This window comes from Nonomuraea sp. NPDC049646 (assembly GCF_044465525.1).
Classification (GTDB): Bacteria; Actinomycetota; Actinomycetes; order Streptosporangiales; family Streptosporangiaceae; genus Nonomuraea.
The window spans coordinates 155,322-177,840 of sequence record NZ_JBITLU010000020.1 but is presented as its reverse complement, the minus strand read 5'-3'; the positions used below and the strand labels follow the sequence as shown (position 1 = coordinate 177,840).

The 22,519-nt window shown below is 74.8% G+C and carries 13 protein-coding genes; 4 read left to right on the top strand and 9 right to left on the bottom strand.

All coding sequences use genetic code 11. The features are described 5' to 3' along the window. Nucleotides 1-161 precede the first annotated feature (161 nt). Both ACIBQ8_RS42750 and ACIBQ8_RS42745 read right to left on the bottom strand, forming a co-directional pair. The gene (locus tag ACIBQ8_RS42750) at nucleotides 162-725 is read right to left on the bottom strand and encodes a dihydrofolate reductase family protein (protein ID WP_397170771.1); all 564 of its coding nucleotides are present in this window, start codon (nucleotides 723-725) and stop codon (nucleotides 162-164) included. Nucleotides 726-832: 107 nt separating this feature from the next. After that, on the bottom strand, nucleotides 833-2,233 hold the full coding sequence (locus ACIBQ8_RS42745; RefSeq protein WP_397194973.1) for an APC family permease: 1,401 nt from the start codon (nucleotides 2,231-2,233) through the stop codon (nucleotides 833-835). Between the two features lie 244 nt (nucleotides 2,234-2,477). Here ACIBQ8_RS42745 and ACIBQ8_RS42740 point away from each other — a divergent pair, with 244 nt between their 5' ends. Beyond that, nucleotides 2,478-3,107 carry a hypothetical protein gene (locus tag ACIBQ8_RS42740; protein ID WP_397194972.1) on the top strand — a complete coding sequence of 210 codons (630 nt, stop codon included), beginning with the start codon at nucleotides 2,478-2,480 and terminating at the stop codon, nucleotides 3,105-3,107. A 3-nt stretch (nucleotides 3,108-3,110) separates the two neighbouring features. Here the strand turns inward: ACIBQ8_RS42740 and kstD are convergent, their stop codons facing one another. Further along, the gene (gene kstD / locus ACIBQ8_RS42735; RefSeq protein ID WP_397194971.1) at nucleotides 3,111-4,868 is read right to left on the bottom strand and encodes a 3-oxosteroid 1-dehydrogenase; all 1,758 of its coding nucleotides are present in this window, start codon (nucleotides 4,866-4,868) and stop codon (nucleotides 3,111-3,113) included. A gap of 74 nt (nucleotides 4,869-4,942) precedes the next feature. After that, complete coding sequence (locus ACIBQ8_RS42730) at nucleotides 4,943-5,833, bottom strand: YihY/virulence factor BrkB family protein (protein WP_397170778.1); 891 nt, start codon at nucleotides 5,831-5,833, stop codon at nucleotides 4,943-4,945. 192 nt (nucleotides 5,834-6,025) lie between these two features. Between ACIBQ8_RS42730 and ACIBQ8_RS42725 the strand changes: the two genes are divergently transcribed. Continuing rightward, nucleotides 6,026-6,247, top strand: a complete 222-nt coding sequence (locus tag ACIBQ8_RS42725; RefSeq protein ID WP_397170780.1) for a hypothetical protein — start codon at nucleotides 6,026-6,028, stop codon at nucleotides 6,245-6,247. A gap of 63 nt (nucleotides 6,248-6,310) precedes the next feature. On the opposite strand, the gene ACIBQ8_RS42720 is transcribed toward ACIBQ8_RS42725, so the two are convergent. The 5 genes from ACIBQ8_RS42720 to ACIBQ8_RS42700 form a co-directional block, all read right to left on the bottom strand. Further along, nucleotides 6,311-10,351 carry a S8 family serine peptidase gene (locus ACIBQ8_RS42720; RefSeq protein WP_397194970.1) on the bottom strand — a complete coding sequence of 1,347 codons (4,041 nt, stop codon included), beginning with the start codon at nucleotides 10,349-10,351 and terminating at the stop codon, nucleotides 6,311-6,313. 109 nt (nucleotides 10,352-10,460) lie between these two features. Further along, entirely contained in the window at nucleotides 10,461-10,583 is a 123-nt protein-coding gene (locus ACIBQ8_RS42715; protein ID WP_397194969.1) for a hypothetical protein, read from the bottom strand. A 73-nt stretch (nucleotides 10,584-10,656) separates the two neighbouring features. Continuing rightward, a complete protein-coding gene (locus ACIBQ8_RS42710) occupies nucleotides 10,657-13,488 on the bottom strand; it encodes an ATP-binding protein (RefSeq protein ID WP_397194968.1) in 2,832 nt (943 codons plus the stop codon). Between the two features lie 115 nt (nucleotides 13,489-13,603). Next, complete coding sequence (locus ACIBQ8_RS42705) at nucleotides 13,604-14,815, bottom strand: cytochrome P450 (RefSeq protein ID WP_397170785.1); 1,212 nt, start codon at nucleotides 14,813-14,815, stop codon at nucleotides 13,604-13,606. Between the two features lie 32 nt (nucleotides 14,816-14,847). Continuing rightward, nucleotides 14,848-16,443: an FAD-dependent oxidoreductase gene (locus ACIBQ8_RS42700; protein WP_397194967.1), complete on the bottom strand. Its 1,596-nt coding sequence runs from the start codon at nucleotides 16,441-16,443 to the stop codon at nucleotides 14,848-14,850. 308 nt (nucleotides 16,444-16,751) lie between these two features. Here ACIBQ8_RS42700 and ACIBQ8_RS42695 point away from each other — a divergent pair, with 308 nt between their 5' ends. Together ACIBQ8_RS42695 and ACIBQ8_RS42690 are read left to right on the top strand one after the other, a co-directional pair. Next, complete coding sequence (locus ACIBQ8_RS42695) at nucleotides 16,752-17,651, top strand: DUF4132 domain-containing protein (protein ID WP_397170787.1); 900 nt, start codon at nucleotides 16,752-16,754, stop codon at nucleotides 17,649-17,651. Further along, nucleotides 17,648-22,504, top strand: coding sequence for a DNA-binding protein (locus tag ACIBQ8_RS42690; protein ID WP_397194966.1), 4,857 nt, complete (start codon nucleotides 17,648-17,650; stop codon nucleotides 22,502-22,504). The genes ACIBQ8_RS42695 and ACIBQ8_RS42690 overlap by 4 nt, the downstream gene beginning before the upstream one ends. The last annotated feature ends 15 nt before the right edge of the window (nucleotides 22,505-22,519 follow it).

Below are 22,519 nucleotides of genomic sequence, written 5' to 3'. Positions count from 1 at the left end.
CCGATTCTCCCGGGCCTTCGCTTTACCGTCATTGACGGCCGGACTATCTCCTGGTCAGCGGCGTTCTGACCAAAAAGCGAAGTGCCCGGGAGGCCATTCCCGGGCACGTGCTCCCTTTCGCCTTCCGCGGTTCACGGCCGCCACAGTGGAGGGCGGACCGGTCAGGAACGTTCCGGCTCGTAGTGCAGGCCCACCACGCCGCAGTCGAACGCGCGCGCGCCGGCCAGGCGCAGCCGCTGGTAACCCTCGCCCGCCGGGAACAGCGGCAGCCCGGCCCCGATCGCCACCGGGTTGACGAACAGGTGCAGCTCGTCGATCAGCCCCTGCGAGATCAGCTGCCGGCCGATCGAGGCGCCGCCGGCCACCATCACGTCGCCGCCGGGCTTCGCCTTCAGCTCGTTGACGGTCTCGGCCGGGTCGCCGCCCGCCACGACGGCGTTCTTCCAGGGCGACTCGGTGAGGCTGCGGGAGATGACGACCTTCGGAGTGTTGATCATCTTGTCGATGCCCTCCTCGGTCTCGCCCGCCGGCCGCGACTCCCAGGCCGGGATGAACCCCTCGGCCAGCTTGCGGCCCAGCACGATGGTGTCGACCGGCTCCCAGAGCGCCGCCACGTGGGCGTTGATGTCGTCGGTCCAGGGGAAGGTGACCCAGTCCATCTCGCCGCCGGGGCCGCCCACGAAGCCGTCCGCGGTGATCTGGAGCTGCAGCTTGACCTTGCGCATTTCTCTGTGTCCTTTCCGGTTCCGCTCTGTGTGGTTCCCAGAGTGCCGGAGCAGGCTTACGTTCTGCTTCCGCCGGGCTTAAGGTTCCGGGCTCGAGTTCGCAGTGCTCACGGTCGTCGGGCGGCCCGGCGCCTGGCCGACGACCAGGACGCCGCCCACAGGATCGCGCCGATCACCAGCAGGATCCCGGCGATCTCGTACTGGCCCGCCGGACGGCCGGAGGACCACGGCAGCACCAGGTAGAGGCAGGTGACCGTGCCCACCACGGGCAGCACGCGGCCGGCGTTGAAGTGCTCGGCGCCGGTGACGTCCCGGCGCAGGACCAGGACCGCCACGTTGACCGCCGCGAAGACGGCCAGCAGCAGCAGCGAGGTCGTGCCGCCCAGCAGCGCCACGACCGGGCTGTCGGGGACCAGCGAGACGAACGTGATGAGGGCGATGGCGATCACCGTGGTGAACAGGATCGCGGCGTGCGGCGTGCGCCGGGTGGCGTGCACCGCCGACAGGAACGGCGGCAGCACGCCCTGCTTGCTCATGCCGTACAGCAGCCGGCTGGCCATCAGCATGTTGATCAGCGCCGAGTTGGCGACGGCGAACATCGAGATGAACGGCAGCAGCGAGGCGATCGGCACGCCGGGAGCCGCCGTCTGCACCACCGTGACCAGCGGCGTCTCGCTGGCGGCGAGCTGCCCGACCGGGACGACGGCGACCGCGCAGACCGACACCAGCACGTAGATCACCCCGGTGATGCCGATGCCCGCGAACATCATGCGCGGGAAGATCCGGGTCGGGTTCTTGGTCTCCTCGGCCATGTTGACGGAGTCCTCGAAGCCGACCATGGCGAAGAAGGCCAGCGACGTCGCGGCGCTGACGGCCAGGAACACGCCCTTGTCGGCGGGCGTCTCGAAGGCGACGACGCGGGAGAAGTCGGCGTGGCCGCCGGAGATGAAGTACCCGCTGAGCACGATCACCATCAGCAGCCCCGACAGCTCGACCGCGGTGAGCACGACGTTGAGCTTGACGCTCTCGCCGACGCCGCGCAGGTTGACGGCCAGGATCAGCAGCATGAACCCCACGGCGATCAGCAGGATGACGCCGTTGCCCGCGTCGAGGCCGAACCCGGTGGCCAGGTTGGCGGCGAAGGCCCGCGAGGCCGCCGACGCCGACGTGATGCCCGAGCACATCACCGCGAAGCACACCAGGAACGTCAGCGCGTGCTTGCCGAACGCCTTGTGCACGTAGAGGGCGGCGCCCGCGGCCTCCGGATACTTGGTGACCAGCTCAAGGTAGGAGCAGGCGGTGATCAGCGCGACGACGAAGGCGATCGTGAAGGGCAGCCAGGCCGCGCCGCCCACCTCGCCGGCGACCTGGCCGGTCAGGGCGTAGATGCCGGTGCCGAGGATGTCGCCGACGATGAACAGCAGCAGCAGGCCGGGGCCCATCACCCGCTTCAGGCTGGGCTGGCCGCTGCCGGCCTCGGGCGGGCTGGGGGGACTGATCTGAGCCATGGGGGTGGTCCTTCTCGTCCGTGAGGATGACGGCTAGGTCATGGGCGCGGGCGACGGCGAGCCCCGGCCGGTCGCCGCGCGCCGCCGCGACCACGTGATCTCGACCGTCATCCTGACACTGTACGATCCCCGCTTGTCATCCGTGAACACGTCGTCACGCTGAGCTGTTACCCCGGTACGCCGGTGGTGAGGGTTGCAAGCCGGGAGCAATCCCCGCGCAAGGGGCGGGTCCTAACGTCGGGGCGTGTCCAGACGACTGGTTCTCGGCGGCGCCGCCCTCGCGGCGACCGCCACGCTGACGCTCGGCCTTCCCGCCGTCCCCGCGCTCGCCGCCGCGCCCGCGCCCGGCACGGTGGCGGGCAAGCTGTTCCGCGCGTGGCTGGCCGGCGACCGCGCCGCCGCGGCCGGAGTCGCCACCCCCGCCGCGGTGCGCACGATCTTCGGTTACGCCTACCGCGCGCCCGACCGCTTCGACGGCTGCTCGCGCGGCGTGTGCCGGTACGTGCACACCAGCGTGCGCGTGCCCGGCGGCCTCAACGGCATCGCGATGACCGTGACCGGCTCCAAGGTCACCAAGGTCTACCTGTCCCGGCACGTCGTGCGGCCGTCCGCCGCGGCCGGGCACCTGTTCGACGCCTGGAAGCGCGGCGACCGGTACGCCGCGCTGGAGGTCGGCGCCGAGGGCGCGGTGCGGACGCTGTTCCGGGTCAGGTACGACCCGCGCGGCGTCACCCACCACTTCCAGGGCTGCGCCAAGGAGCCGAAGGGCTACGCGTGCGCCTGGTCCTACGAGGGCGGCGCGATGTTCATGCACGTCCGCGGCTCCGCGGCGAGGGGCTACGACGTCCGGTCGATCAGCTACACGGCCGACTGACGGTCAGCCGCCGGCCAGGTCGTTGGCGGCCACGTAGCCGAAGGTCATGGCCGGTCCGATGGTCGAGCCCGAGCCCGCGTAGCTGTGGCCCATGACGGCGCCGCTGGCGTTCCCGGCGGCGTACAGGCCGGGGATCACCGAGCCGTCGGCGCGCAGGACGCGGGCGCGGGCGTCGGTGCGCAGGCCGCCCTTCGTGCCCAGGTCACCAGGGACGATCTTGAAGGCGTAGAACGGCGGCAGCCAGAGCGGCGCCAGGCACGGGTTCGGCCGGACGTACGGGTCGGCGTAGTAGTGGTCGTAGGCGCTGTCGCCGCGGTGGAAGTCGGCGTCCCGCCCGGCCAGGGCGAAGCCGTTGAAGCGGGTGACCGTGGCGCGCAGGGCGGCCTCCGGCACCCCGATCTTGCGGGCGAGCTGCTCGATCGTCGGTGCTCTGAACAGGGCGCCGCTGTCGTACCAGGAGTCGGGGAAGGGCAGCAGCGGCGCGATGTCCTTGAACAGGTACTTGTTGCGGTACTGCTGGTCGACGATCAGCCAGGCGGGGATGTGCGGGTCGGACGGGGTGTTGCGGTCGTACATGACGTGCACGACGTCGCTGTAGGGCGCGGCCTCGTTGACGAAGCGCCGGCCGGCGCCGTTGACGATGACGCAGCCCGGCAGGGTCCGCTCGGCCAGGCAGAAGTACGGCTCGCCGGGCAGCGGGATCACCGGGCCCCACCAGGCGTCGTCCATCAGGTCCAGCGCGCCGCCGGCCTGCTCGCCGGCCTCGATGCCGTCGCCGGTGTTCTCCTTGGCGCCGACGGTCCAGCTCGTCCCGATGGGCTGGCGCTGGAACTCGGCGCGCATCGCCGCGCTGTGCTCGAACCCGCCCGATGCGACGATCACCCCGCGCCTGCCCCTGACCACCCCGGCCGGGGTGACCACGCCCGCGGCCCGGCCGCCCTCGACGTGCAGGCCGAGCAGCGGGGTGTTCAGCCACACCGGCACCCCGGCGTTCAGCAGCCCGGCGCGCAGCCCGGCGGCCAGCGCCTGGCCCATCGTCAGCGGCTTCTCGCCGCGCAGCGCCGCCTGCGTGCCCCGCAGCAGGCACGCCGCCGACACCTCCGCGCCCTTCGGGTTGACCAGGGCGAGCGTCAGCCACTTGTAGTCGGCGCTGAAGACGACCATGCCCGCCGGGGTCGCCATGTACGGCGGGTTCAGCCGGGCCAGCTCCGGGCCGAGGAGGTTGCCGTCGAACTGGTCGGGCTCGATCGAGCGCCCGCCCGGCATCCCGCCCGGGAACTCCGGGTAGTAGTCGGAGTACCCCTCCATGAACCGGAAGCGCAGCGGGCTGTTGCGCGTCACGAACGAGATCATCTGCGGCCCCGCGTTCAGGAACGCCTGCTGTCGCGCGGCCGGGACGGTGTCGCCCACCACGCGCGCCAGGTAGGCGGCGGCCTTGGCGGGCGTGTCCGGCACCCCGGCGGCCAGGATCACCTCGTTGCACGGGATCCAGATGCCCGCCCCCGACCGCGCCGCCGACCCGCCGAACGTCGGCGCCTTCTCCAGCACGACGGTGCTCAGGCCGCGTTTGGCGGCGGTGAGGGCGGCGGTCATCCCGGCGGCCCCCGAGCCGACCACCACCACGTCGTAGTCGGCCTCGGCGTAGGCCGGATCCTGGCCGAGCGCGGCGCCGGTGACCAGGATGCCGCCCGCGACGAGCAGGGTGCGGCGGCTGCGCCCGCGGGGGGTGAGGTCGTCGGAGGCCGCTGAGGCTGGTCGCATCGATGATCCCTTCGACAGGGGAGAGCCGGTCGGCCCCCTCGCCGAAACGAGCATGCGCTTGGTTGGTTAGCCTGTCAACGGGCCCGCCGCACGGCCAGATCCTTGACGTGGCCCGACGTGGCGGTGGCCGTCAGGGCGGTGGCGAACAGGATGAGCTGGTTGAGCACCTTCAGGAACAGCAGCATGCCCGCCGCGCCCGCCACCACCCGGTAGGCGGGATTGGCCGCGGTGAGGTTGACGTAGACCTGGCCGATCGTCTTGAGGATCTCCAGCCCGGCGGTGATGACCAGCGCCGGGCCGATCACGCGGCGCAGCGGCACCCGCAACCGGGGCGGCGCGGTCAGCAGCGCCATGGCCAGCAGCGTGTTCACGCCCAGGCCGAGCGCGATCCCGGCCGCGGTGAGCACCCACTGGGCCGGAAGGGCCTCGACGCCCACGGTGAGCACGGCCAGCCAGGTCAGCAGCCGCTCGGCGGCGAAGGCGACGGCGAGCGACAGGGCGAGCAGCATCCCGAGCCCGGCCATCACGCCCAGGTCGATGAGCTGGCGCAGGAAGAACCGCCCCGGATACTCCTCCAGCCCCCAGATCGCCCGGGTGGCCGAGCGCAGGGTGTCCATCCAGAACAGCCCGGTCATCGGCAGCGCGACGAAGGCCACCGCGCCGGCGGTGCCCCCGGCCTCCCGTAACGCCTGGACGTCGAGGCGCGGGAAGTTCTCGCTCAGGTAGTGCTGGACCGTGGCGAGGACCGTCGGGTCGTCCATGACGTGGCCGAGGATGCCGAACGCGAGCAGGGCCAGGGCGAAGGTGGCGAAGAAGGAGTAGTAGGTGAGGGCCGCCGACAACCGGCCGCCGTCGGCCTTGTCGTAGCGCAGCACGGCGCGGGACAGGTGGTCGAGCCAGCCGTGCCGGTCGCGGGCCCGCCGCCAGGCCGCCGCCGGGCCCTTGTCCCGTCCGGTGGCGTTCATGGCGCGGGGTTCCCTTCGCTCTCCGTCCCGGTGGCCGTACGCCGCCGGGTGCTCACCGTACCGCCAAGAGCGGATCGACAGACGAGCACCCGCCACGCACGGCCTGCCGGGAGGTGGGGGAGAAGACCGGGTTCGTGGTCGGCGCTGCGGAGTCGGGGGGGGCCGGTGGCGGTCAATGCGGGGGAGTGGGCGGTGGGGGGACGCCGGTTCCACACCGTGCACACGTACTTCTTCGCCCGGGTTCCGGGCATGGAGGTGCCCGAGCCCGCTGACGACGGGCTCGGGCACCGGTGGTGGAGCGCGGGCGAGCTCGGCCGCACCACCGAGCGGGTCTTCCCGCCGGGGCTGGCCGGGCTGGTCGAGGGCCTGCTCGGAGGCGTACGGCCCGGCTCGCCCGTCACGCTGGACTGGTGACCGCGCCGGGAGGCTCCCGGCGGGTGACCGCGGCCGCCGGGCGGGCGGCCGCGGTCACCGGGGTCAGCGGAGGTCGAACGCGCGCAGGGTGGTCTGCCTGAGGCGGTTGCCCGCCGCGTCCCACGCCTCCACCTTCAGGCTCACCGCGCCCTTGGTGGCGCGGTAGGCCGGGTACTTCGCACCGGCGGTGTAGACGCCGTCCCGGCCGCGCCTGAGGTCGGCGGGCTGCCAGGTGGCGCCGTCGTCGGTGCTGGTCCACAGCCGCACGCCCGCGATCGCCGGCATCCTCGCCGCCGACGGCCCGTGGTAGGCCTCCAGCTCGAACGTGTGCCGGCGCCCGGCCGCGACCGTGTTGCCGGCGGACAGCGTGTCACCGAGGTCGTAGCTGACGTAGACCGCAGGGGTGGTGCGGCACTGCTCGACCAGCCCGTCGACGAACCAGGCGTAGCAGTTGGCGCCCGGCCTGAGCTGCTCCTTGGACGGCGGGGCGGTGAACGTCCACTCGATGTCCGACAGGGCGTTCTTCGCCGTCAGCCGGTACGTGCCCGGCTCCTTGGGCAGCGGGTAGCGCGGCAGCGTGTCGAAGCCCGGCAGGGGGGCGTTCGGCAGTTCCTTGCCGTCGCGGTACAGGTGCAGCTCGTACTGGGGCATCAGGTCGCCGAACGCGACGCCGTCGTCACGCCGCTCCCCGACCCCGTTGACCATGGACGGCGTCACCCACAGGTTGCCGTCGTGCACGCAGATCGCGCACGGCACGCCGATCACGAGCTGCCTGAGCGGGGGCGCGTCCGCGGGGCCGCCGAGCGCGTACAGCTTGTCGGAGGCCGTCGAGGCGCCCGGCGTGCTCGGGGTGGCGAACCACTTCTGGACGGTGGTGCCCGGCCGGTCGAACACCTCGTGCCGGTAGCGGGTCTCCTGGACCTCCTCGCCGGGCGCGGACGCGACGAGCGCGGACAGGCCCGCCTCGCTCACGACCTTGGGGTCCAGCGGCCAGACCCACTGCGTCCTGCGCTCGGGCAGCGGGGCCGACCACTGCAGGATGTTGGTGTTGGTCGTCGTGTAGGAGATGTCGTCGGTCCGCCACGAGGCCCGCCAGTTCATGTACTTCGTGTACGGCCCGGCGTGCACGTCGAGGTCGACCTGGTGGAGCTGGCGCTCGGCCACCTCGTACCGCATCGAGGCGGGGACGCCCCCGTCCACGGACGGCCGGAACACGTACGAGTACGGCGTGTTCGGCGTGCCCTCGACCCGGACGGTCACCCTGCCCCGGCCGGCCTCCGCGCGGATCTTCAGCCCCTCGGCGTTGGAGACGTAGGCCACGGGGATGTTGACCGGCTGGAACGGGCCGCTGAACGGCTTCTGCGAGATCGGCAGCGGGATCGGGCAGGCGGCGGCCTTCTCGTTGAAGGCCAGGACGCCGGCGGCGCCCGCGTCCCTGATCGGGCCCACCCGCTCGATCTGCAGGCCGCACGCCGTACCGAAGACGCCCTCGGCGGGCTCGGCGTCGATCAGCACGAGCGCGCCGCGCAGGTCCTTGCCCGCGAGGTCCTCGGGACGGCCCTTGCCGGCGTCGACCACCCGCAGGTCCTTGGTGCCCTCGAACGGGACGTACCCCGGGTGGATCTCGCCGGAGTCGATCGTGTGGACCCGGGAGACCGGGTGCAGGGTCGTGCGCTTAGGCGTGCGCATGGTCATGGTGACCTCGGGCACGCCCAGCTCCCACTGGCCGGCGAAGCGGAAGCCGCCCTTGGTGACCTTCTTCGTCGGCAGCGCCCACACCTTCTCCCAGCCGCCGAGCGGGCGGCCGGACAGCAGCGTGCCGCCGAAGACCTTGCCGTTGGGCAGGGAACGCTGGAAGAAGACGTCGTAGGAGTTGTTCAGCGGCTGCGCGGTCTTCGGCGCGTCGAAGCTGATCTCGGTGGCCTTGCGGGCGTCGAGGGTGATCTCCATGTCACCGGTGACGGTCAGCTCGGGCTCGAACAGCCAGGCCCGGTTGGCGCGGTCGTCGGCGTCCACCCAGTCGAGCACCTGCAGCAGGCTGACGGTGCCGGCCGGGACGCGGCTCACCACCAGGCCCACGTCGTCGATGCGGTTGGGGCCGAGCTCGCCCTTGTTGCCGTCGACGTCCAGGACGCTCATGGCCGACGGGGTGCGCGGCTTGCCGTCCCGGTCGACGGTGTGGATGGTCAGGTCGTACTTGGGGACGTCCCGCACCGCGCCGAGCGGCGTGGTGAGCCGGACGCCGTCCGCCTCGGCCGTCACGGCCCCGCTGTAGGTGCCGACGGGCAGCCCGGCCGGGTCGAGGGTGACGGTGGTGGCGGCGGCGCCGCCGGCGGGGACGGTCAGCGTCGCGTCGGCCAGGACCGGCTTGGCGGCGCCCATCGCGGCCTTCAGCGTCAGCGTGACGGGCCGGTCGCCCAGGTTGCGGTAGGAGATCTCGCCGGTCTTCGGCGCGCTGCCGGTCTCCACCAGGCCGAAGTCCACGCCGCCGCTGGTCGCGAACACCTGCTGGCGGGTCGCGCGGTCCAGGTCCACCCGGCCGGCGCCCTGCTCGTAGACGGTGAAGCCGTCGTCCGCGGAGGTGGACATCAGGGCGGACTTGAGCTGCTGGGCCGTCCAGTCCGGGTGCCGCTGCGCCATGATCGCGACCGCGCCGGCCACGTGCGGCGTGGCCATGGAGGTGCCGGAGGCGCCGGTGTAGTGGTCGTCCACCGGGGAGCCCATGGCGGTGCCGGCCGACCGCGCGGCCACGATGTCCACGCCGGGCGCGGCGATGTCGGGCTTGAGCCCGCCGCCGGGGCGCGGCCCGCGGCTGGAGAACGCGGCGAGCTTGTCGCTCTTGTCCACCGCGGCCACGGTCAGCGCGGCGTCGGCCGCGCCGGGCATGCTGATCGTCTCGGCCTCGTACAGGTTGCCCGCGGCGACCACGAACAGCGTGCCGGTCTCGGCGGTCAGGTCGTTCACGGCCTGGCTGAGCGGGTCGGTGCCGTCGCTGGGCGGGCCGCCGAGGCTCATGCTGACGGCCTTGGCGCCGCTGCGCGCGGCCCACTCCATGCCCTCGATGATCCACGACTCCTGGCCGGAGCCGGTGTTGTCGAGCACCTTGCCGACGACGAGCTGCGCGCCCGGGGCGACGCCCTTGTACCTGCCGCCCGAGGCCGCGCCGGTGCCGGCGATGGTCGAGGCGACGTGGGTGCCGTGGCCGTGCCCGTCCTGGACGGGCTGGTCGGGGACGAACGACTTGCTGTCGGCGATCCGGCCGGCCAGGTCGGGGTGGCCGGTGTCGGCGCCGGTGTCCAGGACGGCGATCTTCACGCCGGTCCCGTCCTGGCCGCGTTCCCACGCCTTGGGGGCGCCGATCTGCGGGACGCTCACGTCCAGGTCGGCCTTGACCTTGGCGTCCAGCCACAGCTTGGCGATGCCGCCGCGCAGCGTGCCGGGTGACTTGGCCAGGCCCTCGCCGGCGGGCCGCCCGCCGCGCACGGCCTCCCAGAACGCGCCCGCCTCGGCCTTGGCGACGTCGAGGGCGGAGGCGTGGATGCTCTCCAGCGTCCGGGTGGGCTCGCTGGCGGGGACGGCGGCGGCCGAGCGCCTGACCGCGGCCTCCGGCTGGTCGCCCGGGTACTGCACGATGACCGGCAGCCGCTTGGCCACCTCGTCGGAGTAGCCGTTCTCGGCCAGGTACTTGACGTCGAACAGCCGCCTGTCCACCAGGCCCGCCTGGACGGCGGAGACGGCGTCATCCGGCAGCACGAAGACGCCGTCCGGGGTGAACTGGGTGAACAGGTTGATGCGGCGGCCGTCCTGGCGCGTGCCGGGGGCGGGCTCGACGCGGTACCGGCCGGTGGCGGACCGGGTGAGCTGGACCTTGTCACCCGTGATCAGCGTGACGACGACCTTCCGGGCGCGCACCCCGGACAGGGCGACGTCCTTGGCGGCCTGTCCGGGGTGCGCGGTCTGCGCGGGGGCGGCGGGTGCGGCGGGTGCGGGGGCGTCCGGCGTCGCGGCGGTCGCCGGCGCGGCGGTCAGCACGCCGGCGAGCGCGGTGACCGCGGTCAGCAGGACGCCTGTCCGGCGCGCCAGCGGGGGGCGGGGCAGTGCCATGGTGGCCTTTCTGGCGGGGGAGGGGTTCGGACGGCGGCGGTGGGCTCATGGCCCGGTAAGGAAGGAACCGTCCGTGAGGGTGCGGAAGGGGTTGACCGACCGGGAGGTGTCAGACGGGTTCGAAGCCGTCCGGCGGGCGGAGGGGCTCCGGGGTCTCCTCGTGCGGGGAGGGGACGGAGGGGGCCGGGTCGTCCGGGTCCGGCCGGTCGGGGTCTTGGATGGTGTCGGACATGCCGAAAGTGTCGCGGCAGACGTATGGGGTGGGGTATGGGGTGCCCTATGGGGAAAAATCCCCATCTTGGGGGTCAGTCGCTGGGGAGGAGGTGGCGGGCCAGCTCCGTCCGCGACCGCGCCCCCACCTTGCGCATGGCCGCGCTGACGTGCTTGTCCACCGTCTTCGGCGACAGGAACAGCTCCCTGGCGATCTCCTGGTTGGTCAGCCCCTCGGCCGCCAGCCGGGCCACCTGCTCCTGCCGGGCCGACAGGGCGTGGTCGTTCCCCGCCTGAGCGGGCGCGCTCTGCGCCGCCGGGCGGACGCCCCACCTGCGGCCCAGCCCGGTCGCGCGGTCGAGGTCCCAGCGCGCCCCGAGCTCGGCGTACACCGCGACGGCCCGGCCGAGCCGGACGGCGGCCTCGGGGTCGTCGAGGGCGAACAGGCAGGCGGCGGCCTGCTCGCTCGCCTGCGCGGCCTCGTACCGCGCCGGGACCGCCTCGAAGGCGTCGGCGGCGGCGGTGAACTCGGCCGCGGCCCGCGCCCACTGCTCCCCGGCGGCCGCCAGCAGGCCGCGGGCCTGCGCCAGCGCGGGCCCGGCCAGCGGCGCGTCGCGCCCGGCCAGCCGGGCGGCGTGCCGCGCGACGACGTCGGCGGCCTCCTGCGGACGGCCCGCCACGAGCAGCGCCTCGGTCAGCGCGGGCAGCGCGCGGACCGCCACGGGCCACAGCTCGCCGGCCTCCCAGTGACGGCCCGCCTCGACGGCCGCCTCGATCGCCGCCTCCGGCTCGCCCCGCGCGGCGCTCAGCCGCAGCGACATCGCCAGCGGCAGCACCAGGTCGTCGTACTGCCCCCGGGTACGGGCCTCGGCGGCGGCGTCCAGCAGCGACGGCAGCGCGGCCTCCTGGCGGCCCTGCACCGCGGCCAGGCAGGCGGTCACGATGTCGACGAGGATGCGCTCGTGCGGCTCGTCGCCGAACTGGTCGCGCAGCTCCTGGAGCCTGGCCGGCAGGCCCTGCCAGGAGCCCTCGAAGTAGTCGGCCGCGGCCAGGTTCACCAGGCAGCGCAGTTCCAGCCGCTCGCGCAGGTCGGGCTCGGCGCCCTCCTCGACCGCCGCGGTCAGCAGGCGGCGGCCCCGCCGGTGGTGCCCGCTGAACAGGGACGCGCCCCCGATGGAACGGTAGGCGTTGACCTCGCGGCGCAGCAGCCGCCGTCCGCCGGTCTCGCGCAGCAGGTCATCGGCGAGCACGGCCCAGCGCGGGTCGCCCATCACCACGAAGATCATCGCGATCTTGCCGAGCACCAGCATCCGCATGGCCGGGTCGGCGACCGCGGGCAGGGTAGCGAGCGCCCGCTCCAGCCACGACCTGCTCTCCTCCGGCGGCAGGCCGCTGGGCGGGCGGCCGACCCCGGCCATGGCCCACGCCGCCAGCCCCGGCTCGCCGGCCAGGTCGTCGGCGGCCCGCGCGAACGCCTCGCCGATGCGGGCGCCGTCGGTGCGGGTGCGCTCCAGGTGCAGCGCCAGCAGCAGGCGCAGGTGGCCGCGCAGCGGGGGCGGCACGTCCTGCTCCAGCGCGCCGGTGACCAGGTCGGCGACCGGCGGCGGGCGCAGCAGCTCCAGCGCGGCCCAGCCCAGCTTCACCGTCAGCTCGGCCCGCCGGGCGGCGGGCAGGTCGGCGCCGCGCAGGACGTCCTCCAGCAGGCGGGCGGCCTCGGCGTCGTCGCCCAGCCGGGACGCCTGCTCGGCCGCCTCGATCGCGGCCTGCACCCACTGCCCGGCCCGGCCGGCCTGGCGCAGGTGGTGGGCCAGGCGGCCCAGCGGCACCGGGCGCAGCTCGCGTACGGTGTCGGCGGCGGCGGCGTGCAGGGCCTGCCGGCGGCCGAGCGGGATCGCCTCGTAGACCGCCTGCGCCGCCAGCACGTGACGGAACCCGACCAGGCCGCCGGTGTCGGCGAACAGCCCGGAGCCGAGCACCTCGTCGATCGCCCCGACGTCGGGCCCCGACAGCAGGGCGACGGGCACCGGGAGCTGGAGCACGGCGGCGCGCTCTGCCACCGCCTTGGCGCCGGGGGAGAGCCGCGCCACCCGTTCCTGCACCGAGGCGCGCACGCCGCTCGGCACGTCGAGCTCCTCCAGGGCCCGCCGCGCCCAGCCGCCCTCCCACCGGATCAGCGTGCCGCGGTCGCGCAGCAGCGCCAGCAGCTCCTGCACGGCCAGCGGCAGGCCGGAGGCCCGCCCGCACAGGTGCTCGGCGAACTCGGCCGTCACCTCCTCGGCCCCGAGGATCGCCGAGGCCATGACCCGGGTCTGGGCGGCGTCGAGCGGCGGCAGCACCAGGTGCTCGGCCGTGATCGTGTCGGGGGCGCGGGCCGTGATCGCCCGCACCGCCCCGGACGCCTCCTCGCTCCGGTACGTCAGCACCACCCGCAACGTGCCGGGCAGCACGGACATCAGGTACGTCAGGAACTCGACCGTCTGCCCGTCGGCCCAGTGCAGGTCCTCCACCGCCAGGACGGCGGGGCCGAGCGCGGTCAGCACCTCGGCGAGCCCGCGGAAGACCCGGTGGCGCTCGGCCGCCCGGTCGTCGAGCGGCGGCGGCGTCTCCGGCAGCACCCCGGCCAGCTCGGGCAGCAGCTCGCGCAGCGCCCCGGCGACCGGTGACAGCGCCGCGCCGCCCAGCTCGGACGCCCGTCCGCGTAACGCCTCGACGAGCGGCCCCAGCGGGAACGGCTCCCTGATCTGCACGCAGGCCCCGCTCAGCACCCGCAGCCCCGCCACCGCGGGACCGCCGAGCAGCTCGGCCGTCAGCCTGGACTTGCCGATGCCGGCCTCGCCCTCGACGACGGCCACGGCGGGCGCCCCGGCGACCAGCGCGACAAGCCGGGCGAGCTCCTTCTCCCGCCCAACCAGAACAGGAGACACCACCCGCCCAGCACGCACCCGCTCATTCAACTGCACACGAAGTCACAGATCAACGTCACCGGGGGAAGGGGGAGAAGCGGACGGCGGGCCCTGTCTTCCCGCCTCAGCCGTGGCCCGGTCAGGCGGGGGCGATGCCGTCGTAGTCGATCAGGAGGTGCCGGGGGCCGCGGAGCACCGGGCTCGGGCGGTACGGCGGCGGGTCGGCGACCAGCCGCGGATTGCGCACCCGGCGCACCAGCTCACCCAGCACGACCTGCGCCTCCAGCCGGGCCAGCGGCGCGCCGAAGCAGTAGTGGACGCCGCCCCCGAACCCCAGGTGCTCGTTCGGCCGGCGGCACGGGTCGAACCGGTCCGGCTCGCGGACGTGGGCCGGGTCGCGGCTGCCCGCCGCCAGCGCCAGCACGACGGGCGAGCCGGCCGGGATGGTCACGCCGCCGACGACCACGTCGTCGAGGGTGACCCGGGAGGAGACGAGCTGCACGGGCGGCTCGAAGCGCAGCAGCTCCTCGACCGTGGTGATGATCAGGTCGGGGTCGGCGCGCAGGCGTTCCAGCAGCATGGGGTCGCGCAGCACGGTGAGCATGCCGTTGGCGATGAGGTTGATCGTGGTCTCGTGCCCGGCGATGAGCAGCAGCAGGGAGGTGGCGACGACCTCCTCGGGCGTCATGCGGCCGTCCGGGCCCTCGTAGGTGACGAACCCGGACAGCATGTCGTCGCCCGGCTCCCGCCGCCGCGCCTCGGCCAGCCCGGCGAGGTAGCGTTCCAGGTTCTGCGACACCGCCTGGCGCTCGCGGGCCCGCTCGGCGCGGTTCTCCTCGCCCGGCCCGAGCGTCTCGACGATCTGGTCGGCCCAGGCGTGGAACTGCTGCTCGTCCTCGGCCGGCACGCCGAGCAGCCGGCAGATGACGGCGATCGGCAGCGGGTAGGCGACCTCGTCCACGACGTCGGCCCGGTTCTTGGCGGCCAGGGCGTCGATCAGCTCGGTGGTGGTGGCCAGCATCATCGGGCGCAGCCCGTCCACGACGCCCGGCGAGTGCGGCGGGCCGAAGTGGCGCATGGTCAGGCGGCGCAGCCGGTCGTGCTCGGGCGGGTCGAGCCTGATGAAGGCGGGCGCGTGCTCCGGCTCCTCGGGCGCGTCGGCCAGGTTGCGCCGGTCGGAGCTGACCCGCGGGTCGTGCAGCAGCTCGACGATCTCCCGGTACGTGCTGACGACGTACGAGCCGTCCGCCAGCCGCGTCACCGGGTTGCGGCGCAGCTCCCCGAGGAACGGATAGGGGTCGGGGCGGCCGGCCGGGTCGAGGATGCGCTGGAAGGCGGCGTCCGAGGTCATGTCCTGCACTCCTGTCCTGAGTTCCTGCCGGGTCAGCTCTGCGGCTCGTGCCGCAGCGAGGCGCGCCGCTCGGCCGGGTCGTGGCCGGTCACCACGACCGTCGCCCCCTCGGCCGCGACCAGCCGCTCGGGCACCCGGGCCGGTACGGGCCGCGCCTCCCCGCGCATGTCCACGTGCCGGAAGGCGGGCGGGAAGGGCGTGGCCCGCTCGATCAGCCGCTGGTAGAACTCCAGCCACATGCCCTGGTCGAAGGTGACCGCGGCGGTGATCCGGCCCCGGTAGCCGTAGACGGCGACGAAGCGGCGCTCGTCCGTCGAGCCCTGGGTGACGACGAGCTCGTCGGCGAAGGTGGGCACGCCCACCGACTTGATGTTGACCCCGAACTGGCTGGACCAGAACACCGGCACCGACAGGTGCGGCCAGCGGTGGGTCTGGTCGCTGACCATGTTGTGCGCCGCGATCTCGGCCTGGGTGACGGCGTTCCCCCAGTGCTCCAGCGTCATGAACTGGTACTGGTACAGCGGGTGCGGGAAGCGGGCGATGTCGCCGGCGACGAAGACGTCGTCGGTCACCAGGCCGTTGGTGTCCACGGCGCGGCACCCGGCGTCGCAGGCCACGCCCCACACCCCGGCGGCCAGCCCCGAGTCGAGCAGCCACTCGACGTTGCGCACCGAGCCGAGCGCGACGACGGCGACCTCGGCCTCGATCGTGCTGCCGTCCGACAGTCGGGCGCCGCGCAGCCGCCCCTGCCCGTCGCCCTCCAGCGAGGTGACCGTGGTGTTGCACCGCAGGTCCACGCCGTGCTCGCGGTGGAGCTGGGCGGCGACGTCGCCGATCACGCCGCCGAGGGCGTTGACCAGCGGGGCCGGGCCGCGTTCGACGACCGTCACGGGCAGGTCCAGCTCGCGGCAGACCGAGGCGATCTCGCTGCCGGTGAACCCGGCGCCCAGGATGAGCACCCGGTTGGGGCGGGCGGCCAGCGCCTGCCGCAGGCCGGCGGCGTCCCGCATCGAGCGCAGCGTGTGCACGCCCTCCAGCCGGGCCTCCTCATCGTGCGGCCAGGGGCGGGCGCGGGTGCCGGTGGCCAGCAGCACCCGGTCGAAGCCGACCTCGCGGCCGTCGGCCAGCAGGACGCGCTTGCCGGCCACGTCCAGGCCGGTCGCCCGGGTGCCCCACAACCATTCGGCCTCGACCTCGCGCAGGTGGGGCAGCATGACGTGGTCGGGCGCCACCTGTCCCATGAGCACCTGCTTGGACAGCGGCGGCCGGTCGTACGGCTCGGCGGGCTCGTCGCCGATCACCGTCAGCGACCCGGTGAAGCCCTCCCGCCTGAGCACGCCGGCCGCCCGCGCCCCGGCCAGGGACGCGCCGACGATGACGATGCGCCCGTCGGTCAGCCCGCGCGCCGGCGGGCCGGGCGGCTCCGGCGTGAGCCGGGTGGCCGTCCAGTCGAGGTGGATGGCCTGGACGGGGCAGGCCGCCGCCGCCCGCAGCACGTGCTCGCGCCGCTCGTCGGCGGGATCGAGGTCGTACAGCAGGGACTCCTCGCGCATGGTGAAGACGTCGGGCGCGAGGAAGGCACACTGCCCGTACCCCTGGCAACGCGTCAGATCGACGACGACTTTCACCGGCCATCCCCCCGTCGAGCGAGCCGCGCGCCCGTTCCCCCGTCGGCGCGCCCGGCCCGGGATGGCCTACCCCCGCCGCCCGCGCCCGTAGCCTGCGCGCGCCGATCCTTCCCCGCTCTTTAGGCGGTACGGACGCTCTCCAGGCAGTACGGACGCTCTCCAGGCGGTACGGACGGTCCTCAGGCGGTACGGACGCTCTTCCGGGCGGCCGGTAGGCATTTGTCAGTGATCGCCAGTAACGTTCCGCGCAACGTGGCGGCGGGAGATCCGCGCCGCGACACATTCCCATGGCTTGACGGCGTGGCTTCATGCCATGGCTGCGCGAGGAGAGGCGGCGGCAATTGGGTTGGCTGGCGGCGGGCGACGCGTACGAGGTCGCCCTGATAGAGGGCCGGGTCACGGCCAGGGCCACGTCCGGCCGCTCGGCCGGACGGCAGCTGAAGACGCTGCCGAAGGCGGTGCGCGAGCACCCCGAGGCGGACCGGCTGCGCCGCTTCGCCGAATGGCTCGACCGGCACGCCGCGTCCTGCGTGGCGCACGTGGACGCCTGGATGGTGTCCTCGCTGCCCGTGCCGACCGAGCTGATCGCCCGGGTCTGGCCGGACGAGGCGTGGCAGACGGCGCTGCGTGACGTGGCGGTCGTCGGCGACGACCCCGACGAGGTGGGCTTCCTGCGCGACGCGACCTCCTCCGGCGAGCTGCGCATGGTCAACCTCGACGGCGAGACCGTCAGGCTGGCCCCGCGCACGGTGACGCTGCCGCACCCGGTGCTCCTGCCCGACCTCGACGACCTGCGCGAGTTCGCCGCCGAGCTGGGCATCACGCAGAAGGTCGAGCAGATCCACCGGGCCATCTGGCGCAAGCCCGCCGACCAGGCCGAAGGGGCGCGCCAGGTGAAGGACTTCGCGGGCGGCACGTACGCCTCCAGGTTCGGCGTGGCGGCCCGCGCCACCCAGCTCGGCTACCGCGTCTCCGGCGGCTTCGCCACCTGCCAGGTGCGCGACGCCGGCCGGCTCACCGAGGCCGCCGTCTGGATCGGCGAGCCCTACTGGGACAGCGAGACGTCCACGGGCGATCTCACCTGGCGCGACCAGGACGGCAGGACGCTCACGCTGCGCGAGGTCGGCCCGGTCGCCTGGTCGGAAGGCATGAGGATGGCCGCCGCGCTGCACGCCGGCCGGCAGGTCGAAGAGGGGAAGAACGCATGACCGGCAACATCGGGGAGAACGCCGAGGCGCGGGAGCTGCTCGACGCCGGAGCGGTGCTGCCGCCCGGCACCGAGGGCGCGGGGGAGCGGGCCGTGCCGCTGGTCGCCCGCGCCTACCGGCACCCCGGCCTCGACGACCGGGTGATCGTGCGCCTGGTCACCGAGGAGCTGAGCGGCGCCGAGGACGCGGTGGGCGGCTTCCTCGGCCTGGTGCCCGAGGGCGAGGCCGCGGTGGTCGGATTGGGCCTGCGGCGCTCGCTCGGCTTCCCCGAATGGGTGCTGGTCCACCACCCGCAGGACGGGCACCACGCCCTGGCCGTCGTGCCGGAGCTGGAGCGCGTCGCCCGGCAGGCCAGGACCAAGCCCAAGATGGCGCTCGACGCCTACCAGCGCCTGGCCGGGCAGCTCGCCGCGGCCGTCCCGCACTTCCTGCCGACCTTCTACGAGCAGGCCGCCCGCGTGTTCGCCGCGGCCGACAACGCCCAGTACGCCGGGCAGCTCTTCTCCGCCGCCCGCCGGGCCGAGGCCCAGCACGGCCTCGCCGTGGACGACGACCGGCTCGACGCGGTGTTCCTGGAGTTCGCGCTGGCCGGGGCGCTGCCGGTCAAGGCGCTGTCCGGGTACGCCAAGGAGCTGACCGCCCGCCTGCCCGCCGGGGAGGCCCTGACCAGGTACGCGCGGCTGTGCGTGCGCAGGACCGCCGGCGGGCTGGCCCCCTCGGCGCAGATGGCCGCCGACATCCGCAGGCTGGCCAGGGCCGCCGGCGTGGACGCCGAGAAGGCCGAGCAGGACTACCTGGCCGAGGTGCTGGCGCTGCCGGCCGCCATGCAGGCCCCGACCGGCTGGTGGAAGTCCCACGCCCCGGCCGTCGCGGCGCTGGCCAGGCAGCGGCCGGAGCTGCGGGGCACGCTGCTGAACGCCATCCCCGACAGCCACGACCGGGAGCTGCCGGGCATCTGGCTCGACATCCTGGAGAGCGCGGGCGCGACCGCCGACCTGCACGCCGACGTGCCCGAGGCGGAACGCCCGGCCGACGGCGCCGCCGGCTGGCTGCGCAGGTTCCTCGCCGCGCGGCAGCAGGCGTGGGGCGTCGCGCCGCGCCTGCCCGCGCTGCACGCCCTGATCGAGCGCATGGCCGACCGGCTGCGCGCCGAGCTGACCGCCACCGGCACGACGATCGCGGTCGACGACGAAGCCGACCTGATCGACCTGCTGCTGGCCCTCGGCATCCCGCTGGCCGACCCCGGCGACGGCGCCCGGCTCCGGCTGGCGCACTGGGCCGAGCACGACGACCGGCGCGACCTGCTCGCCCTGGCCGCCGACGGCCGCTTCCACACCGCCTTCCGGCGCGGCGCCGACCACCTCGACGCCGACGACGCGGGCAGGGCCACCGTCCGCGCCCTGGCCGCCTCGCCGGGCGGGCGTCCGCTGCTGGCCGAGTGGGTACGCCTGGTCGCCCGCCGTTCGGCCGCCGCCGGCCTGCCCAACCTGCCCGACGCCCTGCGCCGCCTGTCCTGGCTGCCCGGCGAGGCCCTGGCCCTGGCCGAGGACGAGGTGCGCCAGGCGGTGACCGACGCCGACGTGGCCGGGGTGCTGGCCCGCGCCCTGCGGTCCGGCGTCATCGACGAGCTGGGCTGGCCCGCCTTCGAGCAGGCCGCCACCCAGCTCGTGCCGGAGAAGGACGTCGAAGACCTCGTCGTCAGCGACGCCTGGCCCAACCTGGTCGTCGCGGGCGCCGCGCAGGCCCGGGTGCTCTCGGCCGACGGCGTCCTGCTCACCCACGACCTGCGCGTCCCCAAGGACGACACCTGGAGCGATCCCGGCTTCCACCACGTGGACGGCGAGCTGCTCGTCTACTGGGACTCCCGCGACCGTGGCAACGGGCTGCGCGGCTACTGGCACACCTCCGCCGACCGGGTGCGCGACCTGGACGGCAAGGACCGGAGCCGGGGCACGCGGCTGGACTACTACCAGGGCGACGACCCGGTCAGCCTGCCCGTGCCCGGCGGCGGCCGCACCACCGGGTACGGCCTGCTGCACGCCGGTGACACGGCCGTCCCCGACGAGCGGCCCGTGCTCACCGACGGCACGTCCTTCTGGACGTGGACCTGGTCGGAGCAGGACACCGGCTGGTACGAGTTCGACCCCGCCGGCGGCGGCGTCGGCAGGAAGTCGCTGCCCGGCTTCCTCGCCGACACCCCGTACGTCCGGCCCGCCGAGGGCTGGCTGCTGCCCGCCCCCTCCGACGAGCCCACCCCGGTCGGCGCCCCCGTGGACGGCCTGTACGGCCTGCGCGTGGTCAGGCTGCCCGACGGCTCCCACCGCGCCGAGGACCTGTCCGGGATCTCGGTGACGCTGCCGCCGGACGCCGGCGTGCCGGTGCGCGTGCTGACCTTCCCGGGCGCGGAGCGGGCCTGCGCCGTCGTGCGCGGCAGCTACCGGATCAGCCTCGTGGACGCCGACGGCGTCGTCCTGGCCGAGTACCGGACCGACGCCAAGCCGGGCGCGTTCGGCGCGGGCACGCCCATCCTGCCGCCCGAGCGCTACTGGTACTGCCTGCGCCCCCGCGACCTCGAAGGCTCGGCGACGCTGCGCCGCGCGGACCGCGAGACCGCCGCGGCCCTGCTCGAAGCGGCCACGCCCCAGGGCGCCGACCTGGCGGCGGCCGTCCGCGCGCTGCTGCCGGGCATCACCCACGAGGCGCTGGTGAAGGGCGTGGCCGGGATCGTCGGCTTCGCCGCCGCCCAGCAGGACGCGGTGCGCACCGTCGTGGCCAACCTCAACCGCGCGCTGGCCGGCGACCCGGCCGCCGAGCTGGGCCCGTCCGGCCCCGCCGACGAGCTGCTGGACGACGCGCTCAACGGCCTCGGCGACGGCCGCGGCTACCACCGCCACAACGCCGACGCCGCCTTCCGGCAGGTCCGCGCGGTGGGCGGGGCCGTGACCGCCGGACAGGACCGCCCGCAGGTGGCCAACCACCTCCGCCTGCCCGGACTGCCGGCCTCCGGCCTGCGGTGGGAGCGCCTGCTCGACCACTGCGCCGCCGTGGCGTACCGGTGCGCGGCGCCGACCACCCCGGCCGAGCACCGCGACGCGCTGGGCGTCCTGCTGGGCGAGCTGCGCGACGGCGGCCTGCCGGTCGCGGCCGGCTCGTCCCGCTGGCGCCGCATGACGGTGACGCTCCGGCGCGAGCACATGGTGGCCGCGGACGGCACCCCGGCGGCCGGCTCGCTCTCCGGCGTGCTGCCGCTGGGCGGCGGCGCGTTCGTCGCCTTCCTCGACCTGCGCGAGACGGACGTCGACGGCCTCGAATGGACGGCGCTGTGCCACGACCCCGCCGGGGTGTTCGAGGTGCCCGCGCCCTACACCGTCCGCGACTCCGCGCCCGTCGGCGGGGACCGGGAGGCGGGCTGGCTGGAGACGTTCCTCACCGAGCTGGCCGCGCGCGGCCCGGCCCCCTGGCACGAGGCCGCCGCCACGGAGTTCGCCCGGCTCACCGGGGTCTCCCAGACCGCCGCGCGGCTGGTCGTGGCCGGGTTCCCGCAGGTGGACACCTACGAGCGGACCTTCCTCGACAAGGAGGCCCGCGCGACGATCGGCGTGAAGGTGGCCGAGGCCGCCGTCGCCAAGGACGAGCTGCGCGCCCTCGGCGCGGGCGTGCGGCAGGCCGTCACCGCGGCGCTGCTGCCGGCCGACCCGGTCCGCCTGTGGACCGACGGCCCCGACGCGGCCGCCGCCGCGCGGGTCTGGAACGAGCACGTCGGGCAGCGGCTCGCCCTGCCCGAATGGCTGCTCGGCGAGGCCGCCCGCACGCTGCGCACCGCCGCGGACGACCCGGCGCAGGCCCTGCGCGCGGTGCTCGACCCCGCCGCCGCGCCCGCGCTGAGCGTGGACCTGGAGTGGGAGGTGCGCGGCGACCGCGTCCACCCCGTCGGCCAGGGCGCCGGGTTCGGCGGGCGGTCGCTGGTCACGGCCGTGGCCACGGCCGCCTGGCTGGCCCACCGGCTGCCGGCCGGGGACCCGCTGCGCGCCGGGCTGCCCGCCGCCCTGTCGGCGGTCCGCGACCGGCTCGCCCACCCCGGGCTGCTGATCGACCTCGACGAGTACGTCGGGCTGCCCGCGTTCAAGAAGGTCGCGGGCACGCCGACCGAGGTCGGCGACGGCTACGAGCGGTACGGCGCGGTCGTCATGGCCACCTACGACAGCCAGCCCTCGCCCGCGCTCCGCCCCCACCTGCTCGACGCGGCCGGTGACGACCCCTACCTGCGGGCCCTGATCGGGCTCAACGGCCCGTTCCCCGCCGTGTCCGCGCTGCGCATCGCCCTCGACCCGCGCTTCGCGGCGCTGCTGGCCGACCCCGGCGACCCCGCCCAGGGCGAGCGGGACGCCGACGGCGCCTGGTGGCCGCAGGATCCCACCCGCTCGGTGCCCGACCTGGTGGTGGACGTGGCCAAGGCGCACGGCCTGGGCGAGGACGCCGCCGCCGTCTACCTGATGCTGCTGGCCATGCCCGACCCCACCGACCGCAACACCGCCCGGTGGACCGGCTGGAAGCCGGCCCGGCTCAAGGCCGCGCGGGCCGAGCTGAGCCGCACCGACCTGGTCGTCCAGGCCGTGCGCGCCCGCGCCGGACGCTCGCTGTTCCTGACCGGCGGCTGGTCGGAGGAGCGCACGCCGCGGCTCCCGCTGGAGCAGTGGAAGCTGCCGATGTTCAGCCCGAACGCGGGCCTCGACGGCCTCCTGCTGCCCGGCGAACCCGTGGCCGACCTGTACGCCAGGGCCTGGCGGCGCGTCCAGGACGGCGACGTGCCCCGCTTCGAGCAGCTCGACGTCAGACGCGGCCGCCGCCGCTGACCCTGTCATCACCAC

Bases quoted from the DNA above. Each gene is read 5' to 3' on its own strand.
- ACIBQ8_RS42690 (WP_397194966.1), top strand. From the start codon at position 17,648: ATGACCGGCAACATCGGGGAGAACGCCGAGGCGCGGGAGCTGCTCGAC.
- kstD (WP_397194971.1), bottom strand. From the start codon at position 4,868: ATGCGACCAGCCTCAGCGGCCTCCGACGACCTCACCCCCCGCGGGCGC.
- ACIBQ8_RS42715 (WP_397194969.1), bottom strand. From the start codon at position 10,583: ATGTCCGACACCATCCAAGACCCCGACCGGCCGGACCCGGACGACCCG.
- ACIBQ8_RS42720 (WP_397194970.1), bottom strand. From the start codon at position 10,351: ATGGCACTGCCCCGCCCCCCGCTGGCGCGCCGGACAGGCGTCCTGCTG.
- ACIBQ8_RS42730 (WP_397170778.1), bottom strand. From the start codon at position 5,833: ATGAACGCCACCGGACGGGACAAGGGCCCGGCGGCGGCCTGGCGGCGG.
- ACIBQ8_RS42695 (WP_397170787.1), top strand. From the start codon at position 16,752: ATGCCATGGCTGCGCGAGGAGAGGCGGCGGCAATTGGGTTGGCTGGCG.
- ACIBQ8_RS42745 (WP_397194973.1), bottom strand. From the start codon at position 2,233: ATGGCTCAGATCAGTCCCCCCAGCCCGCCCGAGGCCGGCAGCGGCCAG.
- ACIBQ8_RS42705 (WP_397170785.1), bottom strand. From the start codon at position 14,815: ATGACCTCGGACGCCGCCTTCCAGCGCATCCTCGACCCGGCCGGCCGC.
- ACIBQ8_RS42750 (WP_397170771.1), bottom strand. From the start codon at position 725: ATGCGCAAGGTCAAGCTGCAGCTCCAGATCACCGCGGACGGCTTCGTG.